Genomic DNA, 19457 nt, shown 5'->3' with positions numbered 1-19457 from the left:
CGAGTGGCTGGTAAGTCCCCCGCTAGTCGCCATGGCGCCCAAGGAACTTGCAGGGAAGGATCTGGCCTGCTGGTGCCCGCTCGATTCTCCGTGTCACGCAGACGTACTGCTCGAAATCGCGAACGGAGAAGCGTCATGATCCCTGAGTGCCAGAACTGTGGCCGGACGGTTTCCGAACTCGTCGAGATCTGCGCTGACTGCCTCGATGCGCTGCGCCGCGAGATCCGCACCATCCCAGGCCTTGTCACCGACATGACAATCACCCGCGCTCGGCTCGATCGGATGAGTAGCGGCTCAGTGGCCGGCAAGAGTGCAGAGACCGCCCTACCGATCCGGCTCGACAAGTTCGATCGACGCCCGACTGCGAAGCCACTCGACAACCTGACCAACGAGGTCGTCACGTGGGCGAGAGTTGTTGCCGAGCAGTGCGGTCAAGAGAAGGACCTCTACGGCGCGCTGTCTGGCATCGGCCTGCGCCAGCTCGTCCACAACAACCGCCAGCGGCGCCGCGATCCCGCATCACTCTCAGTCGAGGGTGCTCTAGACGTCGAACTCGCCGCGCTCTGGCTGGCTGACTGCGCAGGCTATCTCGCATGGCTACCTGCCATCGCTGAGATGCACGATGCGATCACCGACGTGATCGCCCACTGCAGGAGGGTGATCGATCGGCAGCCCCAGCTCACATACAAGGGACCGTGCCCGCAAGTCTGCTACGACGAGGAGCGCCAGCCGTTCACCTGCTCAGCTGACCTGTACGTCGAACGCGGGGAGGATTACGTGAGCTGCCCTCGCTGCTGGACACACCACAGGGTGAGGGAACTCGAGCTGACCATGATGCGGGCTGTAAATGATCAGTTGTTCACTATTGCTGAGATCGAGCGCCTGTTGCGCGAGTTGGGTGAACCGATTCCACTCGGCACTCTCTATTCATGGCACAGCAGGAAAGCCCTCGAGCCGCGGGCTTGGCGGCAAGCCGACGGAACTAACACAAAGTTTTGGATGCGCAGATCCGACCCGCCACTATTTCGTCTGGGCGATGCTCGTGTTCTGCATGCGAATCCCGCCAGTGCAAATAGGGTGAACCCGCGCGACGGCCGCGACTGTGATGAAAGTGGGAACTATGACGGTACTTGAGTTTATTGACGGGCTTGTAAGGTCGCTCGTCTGGCCGATCTGCATCGCAGTCGTAGTCATCGTGTTTCGAGTTCAGTTGAGATCGATTGTGGCGAGGGCCGAAGACCGCGTCCCATTCCTGCGGTCGCTCAAGGTTGGAAGTGCCGAGATGTCGTTTAGTGATCAGATGCACGAGGTGCTGCAAGAATCGGCCACGACCGCGATGACACTTTCCGGGAGTGGCCGAGCCGACGCGATAGTAGAAGTCGAGATGGCCCTCGGCCGGGCCGAAATGATAGCCCCGACAGTGACGGGCAACGACAGGGACGATCTAGACCTCATTCGTTCGTTCGCGCGTTTCAATCCGAACGCTGCGTTAATCGCGATGGGCGCGTACATGGAGTCTTTGCTGAGAGTTGGTTTCCAGCGTGAGTTTCCAGCTCGCCGCGAAGACACTTGGGTGATCGGTATAGATGATGTGGCTACCGCCCTTCGTGAGGCTGGACGTGACGCCGACACGATAGAAACTGCAATTGGGCTGATAAACCTTGGAAACAGGACTCAGACCGATAATCCCGTCAATGTGAATACCCCCGCAGACGCCCTTTCGCTCATTGACGTCTTCGCACCCATAGCGCGCTACTTCGACTCCCTTGGGGCGCCGCAGTGATTTCCGCACGCGAACAACCGCCCCGTGACTTGAAACGCTCTGACCAGCATGCAAGGATGTCGAACAGGTAGAACACCTGTATCTACCTTCGAATTTCTCACATCACCCCAATCGCGCCCGGCCCCGTTGACGCACCGCTGCAATCACCAGCGAGTGATCCGGGGCCGGACGTTTGCCTATCGCCATGCACGAGGCGAACTCACCCGTCCCCGCTCTCAGTGGGGTACACGGCGATCCATGGCCTGATGTGCCGCGGTAGCCGAACAACTGAATAGGGATTCCCTGTAGCTCAAAGGTAGAGCGCCATCCAGGTACCGGACAGGTAGACGCTGGTTCGATCCCAGCCAGGGGAACAGAGGTTGCCATGCTGCTCGACCTGATCGAAGCAATCCGAATCGTGTGGGCACTCATCGAGTTCTGGGTGATCTGATGGAGCCGCGAGTCGAGATCCATCAGGACATCAATCAGGCCTGGTTCTATCACCGTTGCACCGACTGGAGCTTTGAGAACTTCGGGACAGCCGAGGCCCGACTCCCGCTCGGCGACGGTGGATGGACGCTCGTCAACCACAACACGATCAGCCCATCCATCCTGTGTCACAACTGTGGCACTCACGGCTTCTGGACCGACGGGGCCTGGAGGGGTTGCTGATGCCCACCCTCTACGACCGGCTGTACGACTGCGAGGTACTCATCGCTCGGGCCAAGCGTATGGAGAACTGGGACGGCGTGACTCGACTGACCGAGTATGCCGAATTACTGAGTGCTCAAATCGAAGCGCTCGGCTGATGCCAACGAAGACCACGACACAGCGCGGACTCGGGTGGCCCCATCAACAGCAACGCGCTCGACTACTGCGAGAGCATCGTGATGGTGAGCTGTGCTTCTGGTGCGGCCTGCCGATGTTCAAGTCGCAGAAGCTCGAAGCAGATCATTCGAAGTCTCGCTCTCAAGGTGGCACCAAGGCCGACCGACTCCTACATGGCTACAACCAGGTCGGACGTCGATGCAACCAGGAACGCGGCGACGGATCGAAGGATCACCTGCGACCTGCTCTCACTGGGGCAACCGAACATGCGCCAGAGGAACCGAACGAGGCTCTGGGCGTGCGCGCAATGCCCTGGCCATGACCTACCCACCCCCTTGGATTGTCAAGGGGGTGGGGGTCCCTGACTCCTCGGCAGGTAAGTCAACATTTCTCCCCCCGGCTGGCCCGGAAAAATCGACAGATAGGGGCATCGAGGAATGGCGAAGCGACTGCCCGCGGCTATGCGACCTGCAGGACTCGGCCCTCGCGGCAAGCTCGTCTGGGCTCAGTACGCACCGACGGACGGGGTCAACATCGGCCGCGCTCTCCTCGCGACAGAGGCCGCTCGACTCACGGACCGTAGCGACCAGCTCCACGCCATCATCTCGGGCGACGTCGACGCGTGGGCGAAGGTTCGCCTGCCGAAATCCGAGACCGAGCTGACACTCCAGATCTCCAGCCCCGTCACAGAAGCGCGGCAGGTCGCGAACGTCCTCCGACAGATCATCGCCAAGCTCGACGCCGACGATGCAGCCGCTGCTGGGCCGGGCACAGGCACGGTGACGCAGACGCCGGCAGTAGCGGGGAGGTCGGTCGTTGAGTCCATCGTTGCCCGCCACGCTGATGGGGGTGCAGGAACCCGCGCTTCGTAGGGTTCCCAAAGCTGCACGCAAGGGCGCGTTCTCCTTTGGTCACCGTGCGGTCGAGCTGTCCGAGGCCGCCGGACGTCGCGTCATCCCGTGGCAGCAGGGTGCACTGATCGACATCCAGACCGTCGGCGACGACGGACTGTGGGCAGCCAGCGAAGCGGTCCTGCTCGCCTCCCGCCAGAACGGCAAGAACGGCGTCGTCGAATCCCTCGAACTCGACTGGATGAGTGCAGAGCCGGGCGTACGAATCGCCCACACCGCGCACGAATTCAAGACCGCAATGAAGTCGCTCAACAAACTCGAAGCCCTGATCCGAGGGCTCCCCGGCGCCGATGTCGAACCCGGTCCGAAGAACTCGATCCTCAAGAGCGTGCGTCGATCCCACGGCGAGGAAGGGATCTACTTCCACAACGGCAGCTACTGCGAGTTCTCAACTCGCACCAAGTCCGCCGGCCGAGGCACCTCATACGACCGACTGATCATCGACGAAGCGATGATCTACACGCCAGAGAGTCAGGCCGCACTCGAGCCGCTCGTCAACACTGCGCCCAACGGTCAGATCATCTACACCGGATCTGCACCCGATGCGGACTCGATGGAGTACTGCCAGGCCTGGGCTGACCTGTATTACCGCGCTCTCGAAGACGACGACGAGGATTCGCTCTGCTTCCTCGGCTGGCTCTGCCCTCCTGGTGCTGATCCTGATGACCGACGCGAGTGGGCACGGTCGAATCCTTCACTGGGCTACCTGATCACCGAGCGAACCCTCGCAGCTCGGCGCCGCTCCATGCGCTCGAACGTCCGAAAGTTCTGCATCGAATACATGTCGATCGGCACATGGCCCAAGCAGGAGGAGGGCCCCGAGCCGGTTTTCAGCGGGAAGTTGTGGGCAGACATGACCAACCTCGACCCAACTCTGACCGGCCCCATTGCCATCGCAGTGGACCGATCGCACGACGGTCGATGGTGGGCAATCGCCGCCGCGCAGCGAACCGATGACGGTCGAATCCACCTGGAGGTCGGCTACTTCCGCTCGGCTGCGAACTCGGCGGTCGTCGACTACCTGCTCAAGATCATCGAAGCCTGGGACCCCTGCGTACTGATCATCGACCGAAAGTCACCCGCGAAGGTCCTCGAGCCCCTGCTGATCGCCGCGGGTATCGAACCGGAAATGACGGGCGCTCCCCAGATGGCGACCGCGTGCGTCGGATTCCTCGACGCCGCAACGGACATGGTTCTCAGCCACACAGATCAACCGGCACTGACCGAAGCGCTGGAGAACGCGGCAAAGCGAACGATGCCCGGCGGCGACTGGGCGTGGGACCGCCTCGCCGACGCGATCATCTCCCCGCTCGTCGCAGCAACGCTCGCCCACTACGGCTTGCTCACGTTCGGCGTCGAGCCAGTCGCCAACGAAACCGCAAGCCCTTCCACTGGAAACGATCTCGATCACGCCGTCGAAGAGTTCGACGCACTATCCGCCGCATTCTGAGGAGGTGAGTCATGGCTGACACCAAGCCAACCGCAGCGCCGACCTCCGAAATCGGATACGTCAACGGCCGCGGAACCACGTGGCAGCACTGGGACGAGAGCGAGGAAGTCCCCGAGCTGCAATGGCCCCAGTCGATCAGCGTCTATTCACGCATGGCGAAGGGCGATGGACGCGTGTCCTCGCTGCTCCAGGCCATCGGTTTGCCGATTCGCCGCACCACCTGGCGCCTCGAACAGAACGGCGCCAGCGACGAGGTGCTCGAATTCGTCGCCCGCAACCTCGGTCTACCCATTGCCGGCGCCGACCCCCTGCCACTCACTCGCAGCAAGGGCCGCTTCTCCTGGTCGGAGCATCTGCAAACCGCGCTCCTGATGCTGCAGTACGGGCACTCGTATTTCGAGCAGCGCTACCGCATCGTCGGTGAGGGTGCGAACGCTCGTGCGTACATCCACAAACTGGCACCTCGACCACAAAAGACCATCGACCAAATCAACGTCGCCCTCGACGGAGGTCTGGAGTCGATCAGGCAGAAGCCCCCGGTGAGCACAGGCAAGGTCGTCTACGGCATCTCCGGCGTGGAGATCCCCGTCGACCGCCTCGTTGCGTACGTGCGCGATCCGGAACCTGGCGTATGGACAGGCAACTCGCTCCTCCGCCCGGCCTACAAGCACTGGATCCTGAAAGACGAACTGCTTCGCATTCAGGCAGCCAGTGCACGCCGAAACGGTATGGGTGTCCCCGTCGGTACCGCCGCCTCGGACTCCGACCAGGCCGAGGTCGACAAGATGCAGAAGCTCGCCTCGTCCTTCAAGGGCGGCATGAGTTCCGGCGTCGGCCTCGCGAAAGGTCAAGACCTCAAGCTGCTAGGCGTGCAGGGAAACCTCATCGACATGCAGCAGGCGATCGACTCGCACGACAAGGCAATCGCCCTCGCCGGACTCGCACACTTCCTCAACCTCGATCGGGGCGGGTCATTCGCTCTGGCATCTGTCCAGGCGGACACATTCGTCCAGTCGGTGCAGACATTCGGTGAGAGCATCCGCGACACCGCGAATGCCCACGTCGTCGAAGACCTGGTCGACATCAACTTCGGCGAAGACGTGCCTGCTCCTCGAATCGTCTTCGACGAGATCGGCTCTCGACAGGACGCGACCGCAGCCGCGCTCGCGATGCTCGTCCAGGCCGGACTTCTCGATCCCGACGAGGTCGTCAAGATCTCCGTTCGTCAGATGGTCGGTATCCCGGCCAAGGGTCAAGCATCGGAACCTGCACCGACTGAGGAGGTCCCAGCGTGACCTCGCCGCCAGTACCCCAGGCTCCCCCGCTCTCGCACCTGCCGAACGTCGAACTGATGCACGCGGGCACCTGGTCGGCATCGACCGGGGTTCACACGTTCACTGCAGACGACTTCGCCTATGCGGTAGCCGCTCTCGAATGCCCGGCCGTACGGCGACCGATCCTCAAACTCGGACACACCGACGCGCGCTTCGACGGCGAACCAGCGGCCGGACGCGTGGACAATCTGCACACCGAAAGTGACGGACACAGTCTCGTCGGTGACTACGTCGGCATGCCCGGCTGGCTCGCCACACCGGACGTCAACGGGCACACGGTCATCGCGTCCGCCTACCCCGACAGATCCGTCGAGGGCCAGTGGGACTACGAGTGCGCCCTCGGCCACATCCACCCGTTCGTCCTCACGGGCGTCGCACTCCTCGGAGTCCAAGGGCCTGCCATCGGCACGCTCACGTCACTGCACGACGTCGGCGCGATGTACGGCGTCGCGGCCAGCTCGGCCCGCGGTGGCACACCAGTTTCCATTCGCATGAAGGGATCAGCAATGCCGAACCCCCGGCCGACAACTGTCGCGATGGGCGTCACCACAGAAGACGTCCGCCGCGCCTACTACGACGAGGCGCCTTGGTCCGCCTGGATCGAAGAGATGCACCTCGAGCCACTGCAGTTGATCATCCTCGATGACAGCAGCGGTGAACGCCAGCGCATCCCGATCACTGTCGCCGGCGACGGCGTCGACGGAGTCACCTTCGGCGAGGCGGTCCCCGTCGTCATCAGATACGAGGACGTCGGCACCGAGACCCCTGAGCCGGCCGCCGACCCCGCAGTCGCGGCATCGGCCGGTCACCAAATCCTTCGGTTCGCAAGTCGAACCGAATCCCGCCTCGGCGTAGCGCCGCAGGCATCCACCCCCACCCGAGTCGCCGCGGCGACCGGGACACCCGAAGGAGGTTCTGCAGTGGAGTTCACTGACGAACAGCTCACCGCCCTTCTCGAGGCTCTCGGTCTCGCAGAGGACGCCGACGCCGACGCAATCGTCACGGCTGCCGAGGAACTGGCGACTACGCCACCCGAGACCGCAGCCGCGAGCGCCGACACACCCACCGCGGTCGCAGCATCCGCCGCACGACTCGGCCTGCAGTTGGTCGACGGCGAAACCCTCGAAGCCCGCCTCTCGCGCGGCGACGAGGCGTACGCGCGACTGCAGCGCGAGGACCGCGAACGCGTCGTCGACGCAGCACTTGGCCGAGGCGCGATCACCCCCGCACGTCGAGATCACTTCCTGCAGTTGATGGCCGCCGACACCGAGGGCACCACCGCGCTCCTGGCTGGCCTTCCCGCTGGTCTCGCCGTCCCGCTGTCTGAGGTCGGTCACGGCCAGAGCGGCGATAGCCCAACGGTTTCCGCCTCCGCCGATTCGATTCGTGAATCCGACACCTACAAGAACTGGAGCTTCTGATGAGTGGCGTCCCCCAGGTCACCAAGACCGGACCCAAGTCCTTCGTCCCTGACGAGAACATTGCCGGCGGCCAGCTCGTCGAAGCACGCGCGGCCGGACGCATCGGTGTCGCAGGCGCAGCGAGCCTCAAAGTGCTCGGCGTCGCGCTCACCGACGCCCAGCGCCCCGAGGCGCTGACCGGCGAACCTGCGACCGTGGGTGGATTCCCGCAGCTCAACGCGGCGCCGTTGCCGACCGTCGTAGCCGTCGCGTACGGCGGCATCGAAACCAAGGTGAAGTACCTCGCCGCAGCACAATTCGGCGACACTCTCATCGCCGCAGCAGGCGGAACGGTCACCCCAGCCGGCGCCACTCCGGACGCTCGAACCATCGTCGGCCGCTGCACCGCACCGGCAGGCGTCGCCGCTGGCGCCGTCGGCCTCATGCGGACCGTCTGACCTCCCACACTCCCGAAAGGTAAAGCAACATGACTGTTCCCGTGCTGAGCGTCAATGACGGTCCCCGCACCACGGTCTCGGATCTCATCGGCGCCCCGATGCAGATCCCAGCCCGCATCCTCAACCTGCTCGAAAACGCCTTCTTGTCCGAGGTCCTCCTGCGCAACGCCGGATCCAACACCAACGGACTCGTCAGCTACTCCGAGTCCACCCCGCTCTACCTCGGTGAAGATGTCGCCGAGGTCGCCGAATTTGCCGAGATCCCGGTCGCGGCCGGTGAACGCGGTACGCCGCGCATCGCCGTGTCGACGGTCAGAGCCCTCGGTGTTCGGATCTCGCGTCTGATGCGTGATCGCAACAAGATCGATGACGTCAACACGCAGATCACGCAGTTGACGAACACGATGGTCCGGGCGGACGAGAGAGCGCTTCGACAGGTGCTGCTCAATCCTGCGATCCCCACCATCGCCGCGTCGGCCGCGTGGAACACTTCGGGCGGCAAGCCTCGCCACGACATCGCCAATGCGATGGAGGTCGTCGGCTCCGCCTCCCGAACCGAGACCGACGACGATGACGAGACGTTCGGATTCCTTGCCGACACGATCGCGCTTCCGACGTCACTCACCCCCGTCCTTCAGGACAACGAGGAGTTCCTCAAGGTCTACACGGACTCGCTCGCGCCGGAATCCATCGCGTACACCGGACGCCTGCCGAAGGACATCCTCGGACTGGCGCCACTCACGTCTCGCTCGTGGCCGAGCAATCGGGTACTCGTCGTCGAACGCGGCACCGTCGGGTTCTACTCCGACGAGCGGGCACTCGAATCGACTGGCCTTTACCCGGAAGGCAACGGCCCCAACGGCGGCGCGACCGAGTCCTGGCGCGCCGACACCTCACGCGCTCGCGTGATGGGTGCTGACCAGCCGCTGGCCGCATGCTGGATCACTGGGGTGGTCTCCTGATGAGCGCATCCGAGTACGTCCTGCTCAGCCATCTCTTCGATCAGCAGGTCCAGAAGAGGGGTGAGCCTGTCGAGTATCGACGGCATCACCGCGGTGACATCCTCACTCTCACCAGTGGTGAGGCTGCCCGACTCCTCAAGGCGAAGGCCATTGCCCCCGTTGTTGCCGACGAGGACGAGGACGTCGCAGTGACGCCGAGCGATCCGTCAGACCCGACCGAGACTGCGGGCAATCCCCCGGCGCCGGCACCGTCGAAGACTCCAGGAGAGCGCCCCGCACAGACCGCGCTCAAGCCCGAATGGGAGGCCTACGGCGTGGAGCATGGCCTCGATCCCGAAGAGGTCAAGGCGCTTTCAAAGGCCGAGATCGCCGCAGCCGTCGACGCACGACAGTGAGATGAGAGGGCGTCATGGCCTACGCAACACCAGCCGAGATAGTCGCCCAGTGGCGCCCTCTCACTCCTGAGCAGACGGCACGATCGACAGCGCTACTCGACATGGCGGCGATCATGCTTCGCCGCCATGTCGTGCTCGACAACCTTCCCCTCGGGGACGAGAAGCTGACCATCGCCAAGCAAGTCTCGATCGAGATGGTGATCGATGCCCTGATTCCTGGCGATCATCGCGGCAAATCGGCCTACGCCTTCACGGTCGGCAGCATCGTCGAATCCGCAACGCTGCTCAACGGCACCGCAACGCTGGTATTCACCACGGCACAGCGAGACCTCTTCGGTCTGTCTCTCGGTGCAGAACCCCGATACAAGTTCGGAGACTGAAGTGTTCACAGACACGATCGCAATCCAGCGCGCACCCGTCACGCGAAGTCGGCAAGGTAACGAGGTCTTCGACTGGGACAACGCGACCGCAACCCCCGTTTCCTTCCTTGTCTCGGTCCAGCCCTCGGGAATGATCGAAGGCGCAGGAGGGCGATCCGTCACCACGGTCTCGAACTGGCGCCTGATCACCCCGGCCGGAACGGATCTCGATCTCCTCGCCACCGACCGCGTCCTGTGGGCGGGCCGAAGCCTCGAGGTCGTCGGCGAGATCGCACGCTGGCCGCATCCGATGAAGCCCGGCGAAGTGCATCACGTCGAGACCGAGCTGCAGAAGGTCGCGAACTGATGGCGATGTCGCGCGAAACCTTCGATCAGCTCAACCGCAACAAGCTCGTCCGCGGCAAGGTTCGCGAGGTTGCCGCCAGGAAAGCTGCACGGGCGCAGCAGATCACCGATAACGAGGGCGGCTCTGCTGTCATCAGCATCAAGTCCGGCACCCGTCCCAAGGGCCGTGCCTTCGCCAACATTCAATCCAGCAGTGCCGACGAAGAATTCGGCACTTCCACAAAAGCGCGTCGTCGGGCCCTCGGCCGAGCCGCGCGGAAAGGCTGATCCCGATGAAGATCATCTATGCCAACGTTCGCGACTCGTCCCTGATCGGCTCTATCGCCGAACTGCCCGACGACGAAGCCTCGCGACTCATCAGCACCGGCCAGGCAAGGAAAGCGACCGAGGAAGAACTCGGCGCAGCGGAACCGGAAACCGCACCCGCCCCGTTCGATTCGAAGCCGGACGAGGATTCGAAGCCAGAGGACGCCGAGGTCAAGATCGAGGATCTGACGCCTGACGCTGGCGACGGACCCAAGGCGTCCACGACCGCGCCGAAGAAAGTCGCTGCCCCGAAGCCTCCGGTCACGTCGAAGCCATGACATCTCGCAACGTCGAGACCATGCTGACCGAGGCCATCCCCGACGCGCTCTCGATCCGCACCGTCACGGAGTTGCACCCCGGATTCGAGGGTGAGCTGCCGGTCATTCAGGTCCAGCAGCTTCCAAGCCAGTCGGCGCACCGGCCCTTCAATGGTCGCCCACTGACCGACTTGATCGACATCGACGTCGACATCTTCGGGCGCAACAAGGATTCCGTCGACGACCTCGCCGAGATCTTGCGCGAGTTCCTGACCGGATGGATGCCCGGCGGACTGAGTGTCGTATCCGATCCGCCGTTCTCGAAGCGGCCGGACTACAACCCGAGCGTCAAACGATCGGGCGCCGTGTACAGGTTCCTCATCCAGCACGGCCGATAGACCACTCCCATCTCCCTTACCCCGTCCGAACTCTCGGTCGGGGTGTTCCTCATGCCCATGAAAGGGGCACCGTAATGACGAATTACGACGACACTCTGGTGCGCCTGGGCGTGACCGGAGCCTTCCGCACCGGACCGCTCGGAACCACCGCACCGATCGGCATGGCCCCGTACGTGGCCCCGGTCGTCGACCTCGGATGGATCTCGGACGAAGGCATCACCGAGAACCGCGAGACCGACACGACACCGTTTACACCGTGGCAGTCCAACAGCCCCATCCGCGTGGCCACTACGAGCGAGATCATCACGTTCGAAACGATCCTGTGGTCCACCAGCTTCGACACGATCAGCCTGTATTTCAAGACCAAGGCTGAGGACATGACCGAGACGGCCGGCGTCGTCGAGTTCGTGGACGGCAACATCAAGGATCCCGATCGCCGATTCTTCGCGGTCGACGTCATCGACGGCATCTACGCCCGTCGCGCCCTGATCCCCAATGGCGAAGTCACCGAGCGTGCAGGTCTGACCTACAAGAAAGACGAGCTGGTCGGCATGGGCGTCACAGTGACCGCGTACCCCGGCGCCGAGGGCTGGTCCGTCAAGCGCCTCTTCAAGGAAGGCTGGTCGATTCCGACCACGCCGTAACCCTTCACAAGCAGCAGCGGCGTGGGTGGCTCTGGTGGGTCGACGCCCACGCCGCTGCTTTCCAGTACCCACCACGAACCACCGGATTGGTTGACACATCATGGCTTTGGAAATCGACCTCGACGCGATTCTCGACAAGCGTCAAGAGGAAACAGGATCTCGCGACACGTTCCCCTTCGTCTTTGCCGGACAGACCTGGCACTGCATGGACCCGGTCGTCGCAGAGGCCGACTGGAAAGACGGACTCGGAGAATGCGAAACCGACGCCGAGGTCGCCGAGCACTACCTCGGAGAAGAGGCCTACGAGCAATTTCTCGCGGCTGGTGGTCGCCCCGGCTACGTCGTCCTCGCAATCCAGACGTTCATGCAGAGCGCGGTCAATGAGACCAAGGCGGGACCTACACGGCGCTCGACATCCTCGGGTCGCAACCGGAAGCGATAGAAGCGGCGCTGATCGAGGTCTATCACAAGGACTATGTCGCGAAGTACTGGCGGGGCGAGATATCGCTCCGCCAGCTTCGCGTCTTGGTCGAGCAGTTGCCCCCGGGGAGCGCGCTTCACCGCGCCAACAACGAGGGCCAGCAATGGACCAACGTCGAGGCTCTGCTCTGGTCGATCGCTCACAAGCTCGACTGGCTCGATTCACGCCTGATGTGGACCAAACGTAAGAAGCCCAAATGGCCCAAGTGGAAGCAATTCCCATGGGACAAGGACGGCGTCCGGATCGGCGATCGAGGAGACGCGACGACCGAAGAAGTCCTCGCCTACCACCGATCGATGAGTGCGAAAGCAGGTGAGTAATTGTGGCTGATGACGATGTCGTCTACGTTCCCGTCCTCCCGTCGATGCGGAACTTCGGCGCTGCGCTCGCGCGTGGTGCCGCTGGCGTCGGACGCAGTGCAGGCCAGTCGATCGGCCGCGACATCGGCACAGGTATCGAGCAGGCGCGCGGCATGGTCGAGAAGGCAACGACCGCGATGGCGAAGGCGACCGACAAGGTCGCTGACGCCGCCGGCCGTGCCCGCGTCGCTCAGGCCGCCTATCAGAAGCTGATCGACGAAGGTGTCACGGACACAGTCAAACTCACGCGAGCAAAGGAAGCTCTCGAATCGGCGCAACGCCGCGAGGTGGCCGCTACCCGTGACGCCGAGACGGCTACACGAAACCTCTCGCAGGCTGAGTCCCGCGCAGCCAGCGCGACCGACGAGGTTGCATCGTCTACTGATCGCGCAAGCGGCGGACTCAAGTCGATGTTCTCCGGACTCGGCGGTGGCATCAAGCAACTCGGCGCCTTCACTGCAGGCGCAGCCGGGGTCGGCGGCGCAGTCGCTCTCATGGGAAAGTCCATGGAGCAGGGCAAGATCGGCAGCAAGCTAGCCGCTTCGTTCGGCGAGAGCGCCGAGGAAGCGAAGCGTTACGGCCAGGTCGCAGGTGACCTCTACGCGTCCGGCGTCGGCAGTTCTATGGACGACATTCGCGAAGCGGTCTCCGCAGTCGGTGGTTCGTTCGGATCGCTCGACACCATGGGCGGTGCACGCCTGGAGCAACTCTCAGCCAAGGCGTCCGGTTTCGCAGACATCTTCGACATGGACGTCTCAGGGTCTGTGCAGGCCGCCAGCCAGCTCATGACCAACGGGTTCGCTGGAAGTGCTGACGAAGCCTTCGACCTCCTCACCCGAGGAATGCAAGAGGTCTCCGTCGAGATGCGGGGCGAGCTGCCTGAGATTCTCAACGAGTACGGCACCAACTTCCGAGCCCTCGGCTTCGACGGCAAGGACGCCTTCAATCTGCTGATCTCCGCATCGCAGGGCGGCGCAATCGCGCTCGACAAGACAGGCGACGCGCTCAAGGAATTCACGATCCTCGCATCATCGGGCGATAAGTCTGTCGGAGAGGCCTTCGCAGCAATCGGCGCCGACGCAGATCTGATGGCAAGTGACATCGCTGTCGGCGGTGAAAACGCTCAGTATGCACTCCAGCAGACCGCGCAGAAACTCCTCGAAGTCGAAGACCCTGCGAAGCGGGCGCAGTTGGCCATCGGCCTATTTGGCGCTCCACTCGAAGATCTCTCGGTCGACCAAATCCCTGGATTCCTCACCGCTCTCGCCGGTACGGACGATGCCATCGGCAGTTTCGAAGGCGCACTCGATGGTTCGATCGGCGTACTTAACGACAACTCTGCATCAGCCTTCGACACCTTCAAGCGCGGGCTAGAGCAGAACGTCACGAACATGCTCGGCGAGAACGTCCTGCCGATGCTCGGCAACTTCTCTGGTGCACTCGAAGAGAACGAGGGTTCCCTACTCGGCGCCGTCGCAGGAATGACCGGAATGACGGGCGCGGTAGCAGGATTCGAGACCGCGAAGGGCACCTTTGATTCCGTCAAGGAAGGTGCGATCGGACTCAAAGACGGGTTCATGTCGGCGAAGGACACCGCAGTCGGCATGGCGGACAACGTCAAAAAGGGAGTCACCGCGGTCAAGGACTTCGATGTCGCGTCGAAACTGTCCTCGGCCACAACCAAAATCTGGACCGGAATCCAGGCGGCATTCAACCTCGTTATGTCGCTCAACCCAATCGGGCTGATCGTCATCGCGGTCGGACTCCTCGTTGCTGCTGTCGTTCTCATCGCAACGAAAACCACCTGGTTTCAGACGATTTGGGATGCAGTCTGGAATGGAGTGACTGCCGCGTGGGACTGGGCGTGGGGCAAGCTCCAGCAGGGTTGGGAGCTACTCAAGCAGGCGTTCACGGCGATCGGCGACAAGGTCACTGAGGTCAAGGACTGGATTGTCGGCAAGTGGAACGAGCTCGTTGCGTTCGTTACCGAGCTGCCCGGAAAAATCGGGGCCGCGGCTTCCGGCATGTGGCAGAGCATTCAAGACGCTGCCGGGGTTGCGAAGGATTGGGTGGTCGACAAGTGGAACGGCCTCGTCGGCTTCGTGACCGAACTTCCCGGCAAGATCGCCTCGGCAGCCTCCGGAATGTGGGACGGCATCAAGAACTCCGCCAAGTCGGTATTCAACACCGTTGCAGGTTGGTGGAATAACAGCCTCGGGTCGATCACATGGACGGTTCCCTCTTGGGTTCCCGGAGTCGGCGGGAAGTCGATCGGGTTCCCGAAGATGCCGACACTAGCCACTGGCGGCATTGCAGGCAGACGTGAGGATGGTCGACTCTGGGGTCCGGGCACAGGTACCTCCGACTCGATTCTCGGAATCGACACCTCGGGGATGCCTACAGCCCTGGTATCCACGGACGAGGGCGTCGTCAAGAAAACAGCCATGGACAACGGTGGCGCCCAGCTCGTCGCCGCGCTCAACGCCGGATGGGTCCCGTCCGTCGACTTCCTGCGTGGAATGCTGCCCGCATTCGCAGGCGGCGGACTGGTGTCCGCCGATCAGATGAACAAGTTCCCCAGAGAGAACGGGCTCGAAGGCGCTGAGTACGACTGGGGCGGGGTCAACTGGGGTGACTGCTCTGGTGCCATGTCCGCGCTGGCGAACTACGCATCGGGGCGCGATCCTTTCGGATCACGGTTTGCCACCGGCAACATGGCCGAAGAACTCGCCGCACGTGGCGCGATCCCAGGAATTGGCCCCTCCGGATCGATGAACTTCGGTTGGTTCAACGGCGGACCCTACGGCGGACACACCGCTGGCGAACTTCCCGATGGGACGTTCGTCGAGATGGGTGGCGCTCGCGGCGACGGACAGGTGGGCGGAGGCGCAGCAGATCCTCGCGATCCGATGTTCACCGACCATGCTCACTTCCCGCCTGAGTTCTTCCTGGGTGGAGATCCAGAGCCGACGGGAACGATGACCGCCGACGCCCCGGCCTTCGACGACACGCTCTCGCCTGGCACATCTGGCGGCAGTGCGCCGATCGGATCGACGACGTCGACAGCCGGAACGTCAACGGTCGGAACCTCGTCGAGCGGATCGAGTTCGTCGAGTGGCTCACCGAGCGCAATGTCTCTCAGTGATTTCGCAGGCCAGACGGCTTCCGACTTCGCGAAGGAGACCACGAAAGACACCCTCGATTTCTTCGGGCTCGGGGCCTGGGCGGACCTACCGCTCATCCCGAACTCGCAGGTCTCAAAGGACATCGCTCCCGTGCAGTCCGGTGCGCCCGCACCCGACGATGCGAACAGCGACCTTCCTGCCGAGAGCAATCGAGGCCCGCTCATCAACATCGAGAAGCTCATCACCGAGGACGCCGATGGCGTCCGCAAGGCCTTGCATACCGAGGCCACGCGACTCCTACGTTCCGATGCTCTGGTTGGGGGGTGGCTCGGATGAGCCTGATCGCGGGCAACTCCACGATCGTCTACTACGTCGCGCCGGACGGGACAGTGTTCTTCCTGTCCGGCGGGGCCGACGCTGGCACCCAAGGCATGTGGCTCGGTCAGGGTCCGGAAGGTCTGGGCGACATCGAAGTTGCGGCAATCTTCGACGCTGCAGCACGCGACGAGGGCGAGGACTACGTCGGCAGCCGCATCGATCACGGCCAGATCGACATCCCCGTTCACATCCTCGGTAACACCGTGGATCACGCTCGGCTGCTGGCCAAGTGGTTCAAGTCGAAGGTTCGCCGCGAGACACAGGGCTACCTCTGCATCTACACCAACGTGCAGGGGTGGCGCTCGGTCGCCGTTCGCAGAGGATCGATGACGCCGGCAATCGGATTCGACCCGGCAATCACGCGCGGCTGCACGTACGACGTGATGCTTCTCGTCGATCGCCCCCATGCGCGTACTGCGGATTCGACTGCCAAATGGTCGAACTCGACGCTCGCAGGCAAGGGCGACCTCTACCTGCACCCCTCTGACGAGGTCGACGGCTGGCCGAAGTTCATCTTCACCGGACCGGGCGAACTTCGACTGATGTACGCCGACATGGACGTCACCATCCCCGCGGCGATTGTGGGAGAGGAGATCCTGATCGACACTGACCAAGTCCGGCCAACACTTCGAGCGACCACCATCAACGGCGTAAAGCGGAACCTGTGGCCGCTGATGCGTGGCAAGCACTTCCCCAACCCATGCCCCGCCGACGAGGTCACGCGCGTCAAGTTCGAAGTCAAAGGCGGCAACGCGAACACCGCCCTCTGGGGCACGCTCGCGCAACGTCACGAGGGCCTGCTGTGAGCGCGCAGACGTACGCAGATCTGCAAGCCGAGGCAGAGGCAGAGCGCAAGAAATACGGCCGACCTCGTGCGCGTGTGCGGTTCATGACGAAGGACATGGAGACCTTCGGCTACGTCGGCGACTATCGCGAACTCAAGTTCACAGAGAAGAAGAACGCGGCCGGCGGCATCGCCATCCGCGTGCCCGAGACTCCCGAATGGTCGGAGTACTTCTACGGCCAGGACCGCGCAGCCACACGCCCGATCGTCATCAACCTGCCTGGGTACAAAACACTCTGGTTCACAACAACGTTCGCCCGAGTGTGGGACCACGGCCAGCGATTCATCCAGGTCATCGGCGTCCATGCGCTAGAGCATTTGAACTGGATCCGGATCTGGCCGAACGCGAACAGCCTGGCCGAATTCCAGTGGCCCAAGAACTGGTTCGGCCTCGGTGGCGCTATCAGTCAGCTCAAAGATGCACTCGAGCAAAACCTCCGTCGACTGCAAGGCAGCAAGTTTCACCCGATCATGGTCAACCCACGCGGTCGGGGGCTGACTGACACCTCCGGGTGGACGTCGACAACAGCCCGAATGACGAAGTACATGGACCTCGCACAAGACGTCTGCAGTACCGAGAACCTCGTTATGACGGCGGATCTGATTGATCCAGAGGAGGACGAGCAGCCGTTCCCCGAGCATCGGATCATCGACCGGCCGACGCTCGTCATCGACTTCAAAGTCAGCAATCAGCCCACCGACTTCACGGGCACGGTCGTCGACGGCATTCTCCGCACCGGCTTGCAGATGCTCGACGATGCGATCGAGTGGATCTCCTACCCGATTCTCGATCCCGAGACGTACGACGACTACCTGCAAAAGCAGTTCGGCCAGATCCCCGAGAAACCGTTCGCGATCTACCGCCTTGGCCAACACTCGACGATTGACGAGGCTGAGGAAGTCACGCACATCCCACTGGCATCGCGAGCCACCGTGGGCGGAAAATCACCCGGCTGGCTGAATACCGGCATCAAGACCGGACTCAACCTGCTTCTCGGAATGCTGCTTCCCGGACTGAATCTCGGCATTTTCGAAGACCAGGTCAGCGATGTCGTCATGGCATTCCACAGTGCCGAGGATGCGCGACGCGCGAAAGCCGCGGGCGTATGGCGGTTCAAGGAAGCATTCGCGGAATCGGCCACGACCGGCCTCTCCCTGAACGCCTGGGCCGCGATGAAGAAGACCCTGTTCGATCACCGGGACTACGTCTCACAGTCGATCAAGGTCTCGAACGGCAAGCCGTACTACGTCGGCCTGCATCTCAAAGTTGGCCAACCCGTCGGCTACTCACTGTCGGACGGGACCATTCGCGTCGACACCCTCGAGGAAATCACCTACGAGGACAGCCGCAGCGTTCGCGGTGAGTTCACGCTGCAGATCGGTTCAGGCGAGGCAGAGAAGGCGCCGGGCGAAATTGCACTCGGCAAGCTCCGCCGCTTCGGCGCCTGGATCACCAGCGTGGCCCTCGGAACGTAGGCCGCGCATCGCGTTTTCACGTAAACGAAAGGACTCGAACATGACCTGGTCAGGCGATCCCGTCTGGTTAGCAGATGTCCTCCGCGCCGAAGGGCTGACCGTCATCGAACACGATGGATGGCGAGACCGAGGGCACGGAGATTTCCTCGATATCCGAGGCGTGCTGTGTCACCACACGGCCGGCGGCGGCAGCAACGATTGGCGCATTGTCCAGAACGGGCGCCCAGATCTTCCGGGGCCACTGGCGCAGTTGGTACTCGAACGTGATGGCACATGGCGCGTGATCGCTGTCGGTGTGTGCTGGCATGCCGGGCGCGGATCGTGGCCAGGATGGCCGACGAATAACGCCAACTTCCACACCATCGGCATCGAGGCCGTGAACAACGGCGTCGGCCAGCCATGGCCGGCCGTGCAACTGGACTCATACAAGCGTGGTTGCGCCGCGATCATGCGCAAGATCGGACGGAGGGCGGCCTGATGGGTGACGTTGTCGGACATAAGGAATACAGCTCAGAAGGCAAGATCGACCCCTTCGGCATTGATATGGGCCCCTTCCGTCGGGACGTGCAGCAACTCATCGACAATCCGCCCGGTACGCCGGGCGCAAACCCTGGAGGAAATGACGTGGATCTCGACGAGAACGCCGTCAACGCCGCCGCCCGACAGTGGAATGTTCCCCACCTCGTCCGGCAGGTGTTTCAGAAGAAGTTCTACAACGTCACCGACGGAAAGATGTGGGGCCGAGCAGGTCTGGCGGACATCTGGAATGAAGTCGTCTGGGACGGATATGTCAACCCTGTCGACCTCCTCGACAACAAGGATGACCCCGACGTCAATCCGACCAGCCCAAGCGCAGCCCGTCGGGGATCGCTGATCTCCTACGTCCTTGCTACCTATCGCGAGGCTGCCATCGCTCGACGCAATACCGACGAGATTCTCAAACTCCTGAAAGCAGGTAAGTGAT

At 62.9% G+C, this 19457-nt stretch carries 24 protein-coding genes, 1 tRNA gene and 1 pseudogene; all 26 read left to right on the top strand.

Features of this window, described 5'->3' with window-relative positions; translation table 11 throughout:
• Position 1: 1 nt before the first annotated feature.
• Positions 2 to 139 (top strand): annotated as a pseudogene (locus ABX74_RS30715) (DUF4326 domain-containing protein); the annotation flags it as partial.
• 113 nt (positions 140 to 252) lie between these two features.
• Positions 253 to 1134 (top strand): hypothetical protein, encoded by an 882-nt coding sequence (locus ABX74_RS29670; RefSeq protein ID WP_144419562.1) that lies wholly within the window; start codon positions 253 to 255, stop codon positions 1132 to 1134.
• Positions 1121 to 1783, top strand: coding sequence for a hypothetical protein (locus tag ABX74_RS07760; RefSeq protein ID WP_047888550.1), 663 nt, complete (start codon positions 1121 to 1123; stop codon positions 1781 to 1783). Before ABX74_RS29670 ends, ABX74_RS07760 begins: the two co-directional genes overlap by 14 nt.
• Positions 1784 to 2061: 278 nt before the next feature.
• Positions 2062 to 2136, top strand: a tRNA-OTHER gene (locus ABX74_RS07755).
• A 297-nt stretch (positions 2137 to 2433) separates the two neighbouring features.
• Positions 2434 to 2571 carry a hypothetical protein gene (locus ABX74_RS30325; RefSeq protein ID WP_189637314.1) on the top strand — a complete coding sequence of 46 codons (138 nt, stop codon included), beginning with the start codon at positions 2434 to 2436 and terminating at the stop codon, positions 2569 to 2571.
• On the top strand, positions 2571 to 2912 hold the full coding sequence (locus ABX74_RS07745; protein ID WP_047888548.1) for an HNH endonuclease: 342 nt from the start codon (positions 2571 to 2573) through the stop codon (positions 2910 to 2912). Before ABX74_RS30325 ends, ABX74_RS07745 begins: the two co-directional genes overlap by 1 nt.
• Positions 2913 to 3027: 115 nt before the next feature.
• Positions 3028 to 3462, top strand: coding sequence for a hypothetical protein (locus ABX74_RS07740; RefSeq protein WP_053061993.1), 435 nt, complete (start codon positions 3028 to 3030; stop codon positions 3460 to 3462).
• Complete coding sequence (locus tag ABX74_RS07735; protein ID WP_189637313.1) at positions 3407 to 4951, top strand: hypothetical protein; 1545 nt, start codon at positions 3407 to 3409, stop codon at positions 4949 to 4951. The genes ABX74_RS07740 and ABX74_RS07735 overlap by 56 nt, the downstream gene beginning before the upstream one ends.
• An 11-nt stretch (positions 4952 to 4962) precedes the next feature.
• Entirely contained in the window at positions 4963 to 6246 is a 1284-nt protein-coding gene (locus tag ABX74_RS07730; RefSeq protein ID WP_047888546.1) for a hypothetical protein, read from the top strand.
• Positions 6243 to 7706, top strand: coding sequence for a phage protease (locus tag ABX74_RS07725; RefSeq protein ID WP_223257855.1), 1464 nt, complete (start codon positions 6243 to 6245; stop codon positions 7704 to 7706). The genes ABX74_RS07730 and ABX74_RS07725 overlap by 4 nt, the downstream gene beginning before the upstream one ends.
• Positions 7706 to 8143 carry a hypothetical protein gene (locus tag ABX74_RS07720; protein WP_047888545.1) on the top strand — a complete coding sequence of 146 codons (438 nt, stop codon included), beginning with the start codon at positions 7706 to 7708 and terminating at the stop codon, positions 8141 to 8143. Before ABX74_RS07725 ends, ABX74_RS07720 begins: the two co-directional genes overlap by 1 nt.
• 29 nt (positions 8144 to 8172) lie before the next feature.
• Positions 8173 to 9105, top strand: coding sequence for a hypothetical protein (locus ABX74_RS07715; RefSeq protein ID WP_047888544.1), 933 nt, complete (start codon positions 8173 to 8175; stop codon positions 9103 to 9105).
• Positions 9105 to 9500 (top strand): hypothetical protein, encoded by a 396-nt coding sequence (locus ABX74_RS07710; protein WP_144419560.1) that lies wholly within the window; start codon positions 9105 to 9107, stop codon positions 9498 to 9500. The genes ABX74_RS07715 and ABX74_RS07710 overlap by 1 nt, the downstream gene beginning before the upstream one ends.
• A gap of 14 nt (positions 9501 to 9514) precedes the next feature.
• Positions 9515 to 9880 (top strand): hypothetical protein, encoded by a 366-nt coding sequence (locus ABX74_RS07705; RefSeq protein WP_047888542.1) that lies wholly within the window; start codon positions 9515 to 9517, stop codon positions 9878 to 9880.
• Position 9881: 1 nt separating this feature from the next.
• Entirely contained in the window at positions 9882 to 10226 is a 345-nt protein-coding gene (locus ABX74_RS07700; RefSeq protein WP_053061992.1) for a hypothetical protein, read from the top strand.
• Positions 10226 to 10492, top strand: a complete 267-nt coding sequence (locus tag ABX74_RS07695; protein WP_047888540.1) for a hypothetical protein — start codon at positions 10226 to 10228, stop codon at positions 10490 to 10492. The genes ABX74_RS07700 and ABX74_RS07695 overlap by 1 nt, the downstream gene beginning before the upstream one ends.
• Positions 10493 to 10497: 5 nt before the next feature.
• Positions 10498 to 10809 carry a hypothetical protein gene (locus ABX74_RS07690; protein WP_047888539.1) on the top strand — a complete coding sequence of 104 codons (312 nt, stop codon included), beginning with the start codon at positions 10498 to 10500 and terminating at the stop codon, positions 10807 to 10809.
• The gene (locus tag ABX74_RS07685; RefSeq protein WP_047888538.1) at positions 10806 to 11186 is read left to right on the top strand and encodes a hypothetical protein; all 381 of its coding nucleotides are present in this window, start codon (positions 10806 to 10808) and stop codon (positions 11184 to 11186) included. The genes ABX74_RS07690 and ABX74_RS07685 overlap by 4 nt, the downstream gene beginning before the upstream one ends.
• Before the next feature lie 74 nt (positions 11187 to 11260).
• Positions 11261 to 11830: a hypothetical protein gene (locus ABX74_RS07680; protein ID WP_053061991.1), complete on the top strand. Its 570-nt coding sequence runs from the start codon at positions 11261 to 11263 to the stop codon at positions 11828 to 11830.
• A 100-nt stretch (positions 11831 to 11930) separates the two neighbouring features.
• The gene (locus tag ABX74_RS29665) at positions 11931 to 12272 is read left to right on the top strand and encodes a hypothetical protein (protein ID WP_053061990.1); all 342 of its coding nucleotides are present in this window, start codon (positions 11931 to 11933) and stop codon (positions 12270 to 12272) included.
• Between the two features lie 83 nt (positions 12273 to 12355).
• Complete coding sequence (locus ABX74_RS07670; RefSeq protein WP_047888537.1) at positions 12356 to 12631, top strand: hypothetical protein; 276 nt, start codon at positions 12356 to 12358, stop codon at positions 12629 to 12631.
• Positions 12632 to 12633: 2 nt separating this feature from the next.
• Positions 12634 to 16131 (top strand): hypothetical protein, encoded by a 3498-nt coding sequence (locus ABX74_RS29660; protein WP_053061989.1) that lies wholly within the window; start codon positions 12634 to 12636, stop codon positions 16129 to 16131.
• Positions 16128 to 16979: a hypothetical protein gene (locus ABX74_RS07660; RefSeq protein ID WP_047888536.1), complete on the top strand. Its 852-nt coding sequence runs from the start codon at positions 16128 to 16130 to the stop codon at positions 16977 to 16979. Before ABX74_RS29660 ends, ABX74_RS07660 begins: the two co-directional genes overlap by 4 nt.
• Positions 16976 to 18493 (top strand): hypothetical protein, encoded by a 1518-nt coding sequence (locus ABX74_RS07655; RefSeq protein WP_047888535.1) that lies wholly within the window; start codon positions 16976 to 16978, stop codon positions 18491 to 18493. The genes ABX74_RS07660 and ABX74_RS07655 overlap by 4 nt, the downstream gene beginning before the upstream one ends.
• Before the next feature lie 40 nt (positions 18494 to 18533).
• A complete protein-coding gene (locus ABX74_RS30575) occupies positions 18534 to 18971 on the top strand; it encodes an N-acetylmuramoyl-L-alanine amidase (protein WP_223257854.1) in 438 nt (145 codons plus the stop codon).
• Positions 18971 to 19456, top strand: coding sequence for a hypothetical protein (locus ABX74_RS30570; protein WP_223257853.1), 486 nt, complete (start codon positions 18971 to 18973; stop codon positions 19454 to 19456). The genes ABX74_RS30575 and ABX74_RS30570 overlap by 1 nt, the downstream gene beginning before the upstream one ends.
• Position 19457 lies beyond the last annotated feature (1 nt).

This window comes from Rhodococcus sp. ARP2 (assembly GCF_001029585.1).
Lineage (GTDB): Bacteria > Actinomycetota > Actinomycetes > Mycobacteriales > Mycobacteriaceae > Rhodococcus_F > Rhodococcus_F erythropolis.
Note: the sequence above shows the minus strand (reverse complement) of the source record. Positions and strands in the feature narration are given on the sequence as shown.

Excerpts from the sequence above, each read along its gene's own strand:
- ABX74_RS29670 (WP_144419562.1), top strand. The coding sequence starts at position 253 with ATGACAATCACCCGCGCTCGGCTCGATCGGATGAGTAGCGGCTCAGTG.
- ABX74_RS07760 (WP_047888550.1), top strand. The coding sequence starts at position 1,121 with ATGACGGTACTTGAGTTTATTGACGGGCTTGTAAGGTCGCTCGTCTGG.
- ABX74_RS30325 (WP_189637314.1), top strand. The coding sequence starts at position 2,434 with ATGCCCACCCTCTACGACCGGCTGTACGACTGCGAGGTACTCATCGCT.
- ABX74_RS07745 (WP_047888548.1), top strand. The coding sequence starts at position 2,571 with ATGCCAACGAAGACCACGACACAGCGCGGACTCGGGTGGCCCCATCAA.
- ABX74_RS07740 (WP_053061993.1), top strand. The coding sequence starts at position 3,028 with ATGGCGAAGCGACTGCCCGCGGCTATGCGACCTGCAGGACTCGGCCCT.
- ABX74_RS07730 (WP_047888546.1), top strand. The coding sequence starts at position 4,963 with ATGGCTGACACCAAGCCAACCGCAGCGCCGACCTCCGAAATCGGATAC.
- ABX74_RS07720 (WP_047888545.1), top strand. The coding sequence starts at position 7,706 with ATGAGTGGCGTCCCCCAGGTCACCAAGACCGGACCCAAGTCCTTCGTC.
- ABX74_RS07715 (WP_047888544.1), top strand. The coding sequence starts at position 8,173 with ATGACTGTTCCCGTGCTGAGCGTCAATGACGGTCCCCGCACCACGGTC.
- ABX74_RS07710 (WP_144419560.1), top strand. The coding sequence starts at position 9,105 with ATGAGCGCATCCGAGTACGTCCTGCTCAGCCATCTCTTCGATCAGCAG.
- ABX74_RS07705 (WP_047888542.1), top strand. The coding sequence starts at position 9,515 with ATGGCCTACGCAACACCAGCCGAGATAGTCGCCCAGTGGCGCCCTCTC.
- ABX74_RS07695 (WP_047888540.1), top strand. The coding sequence starts at position 10,226 with ATGGCGATGTCGCGCGAAACCTTCGATCAGCTCAACCGCAACAAGCTC.
- ABX74_RS07690 (WP_047888539.1), top strand. The coding sequence starts at position 10,498 with ATGAAGATCATCTATGCCAACGTTCGCGACTCGTCCCTGATCGGCTCT.
- ABX74_RS07685 (WP_047888538.1), top strand. The coding sequence starts at position 10,806 with ATGACATCTCGCAACGTCGAGACCATGCTGACCGAGGCCATCCCCGAC.
- ABX74_RS07680 (WP_053061991.1), top strand. The coding sequence starts at position 11,261 with ATGACGAATTACGACGACACTCTGGTGCGCCTGGGCGTGACCGGAGCC.
- ABX74_RS29665 (WP_053061990.1), top strand. The coding sequence starts at position 11,931 with ATGGCTTTGGAAATCGACCTCGACGCGATTCTCGACAAGCGTCAAGAG.
- ABX74_RS07660 (WP_047888536.1), top strand. The coding sequence starts at position 16,128 with ATGAGCCTGATCGCGGGCAACTCCACGATCGTCTACTACGTCGCGCCG.
- ABX74_RS30575 (WP_223257854.1), top strand. The coding sequence starts at position 18,534 with ATGACCTGGTCAGGCGATCCCGTCTGGTTAGCAGATGTCCTCCGCGCC.
- ABX74_RS30570 (WP_223257853.1), top strand. The coding sequence starts at position 18,971 with ATGGGTGACGTTGTCGGACATAAGGAATACAGCTCAGAAGGCAAGATC.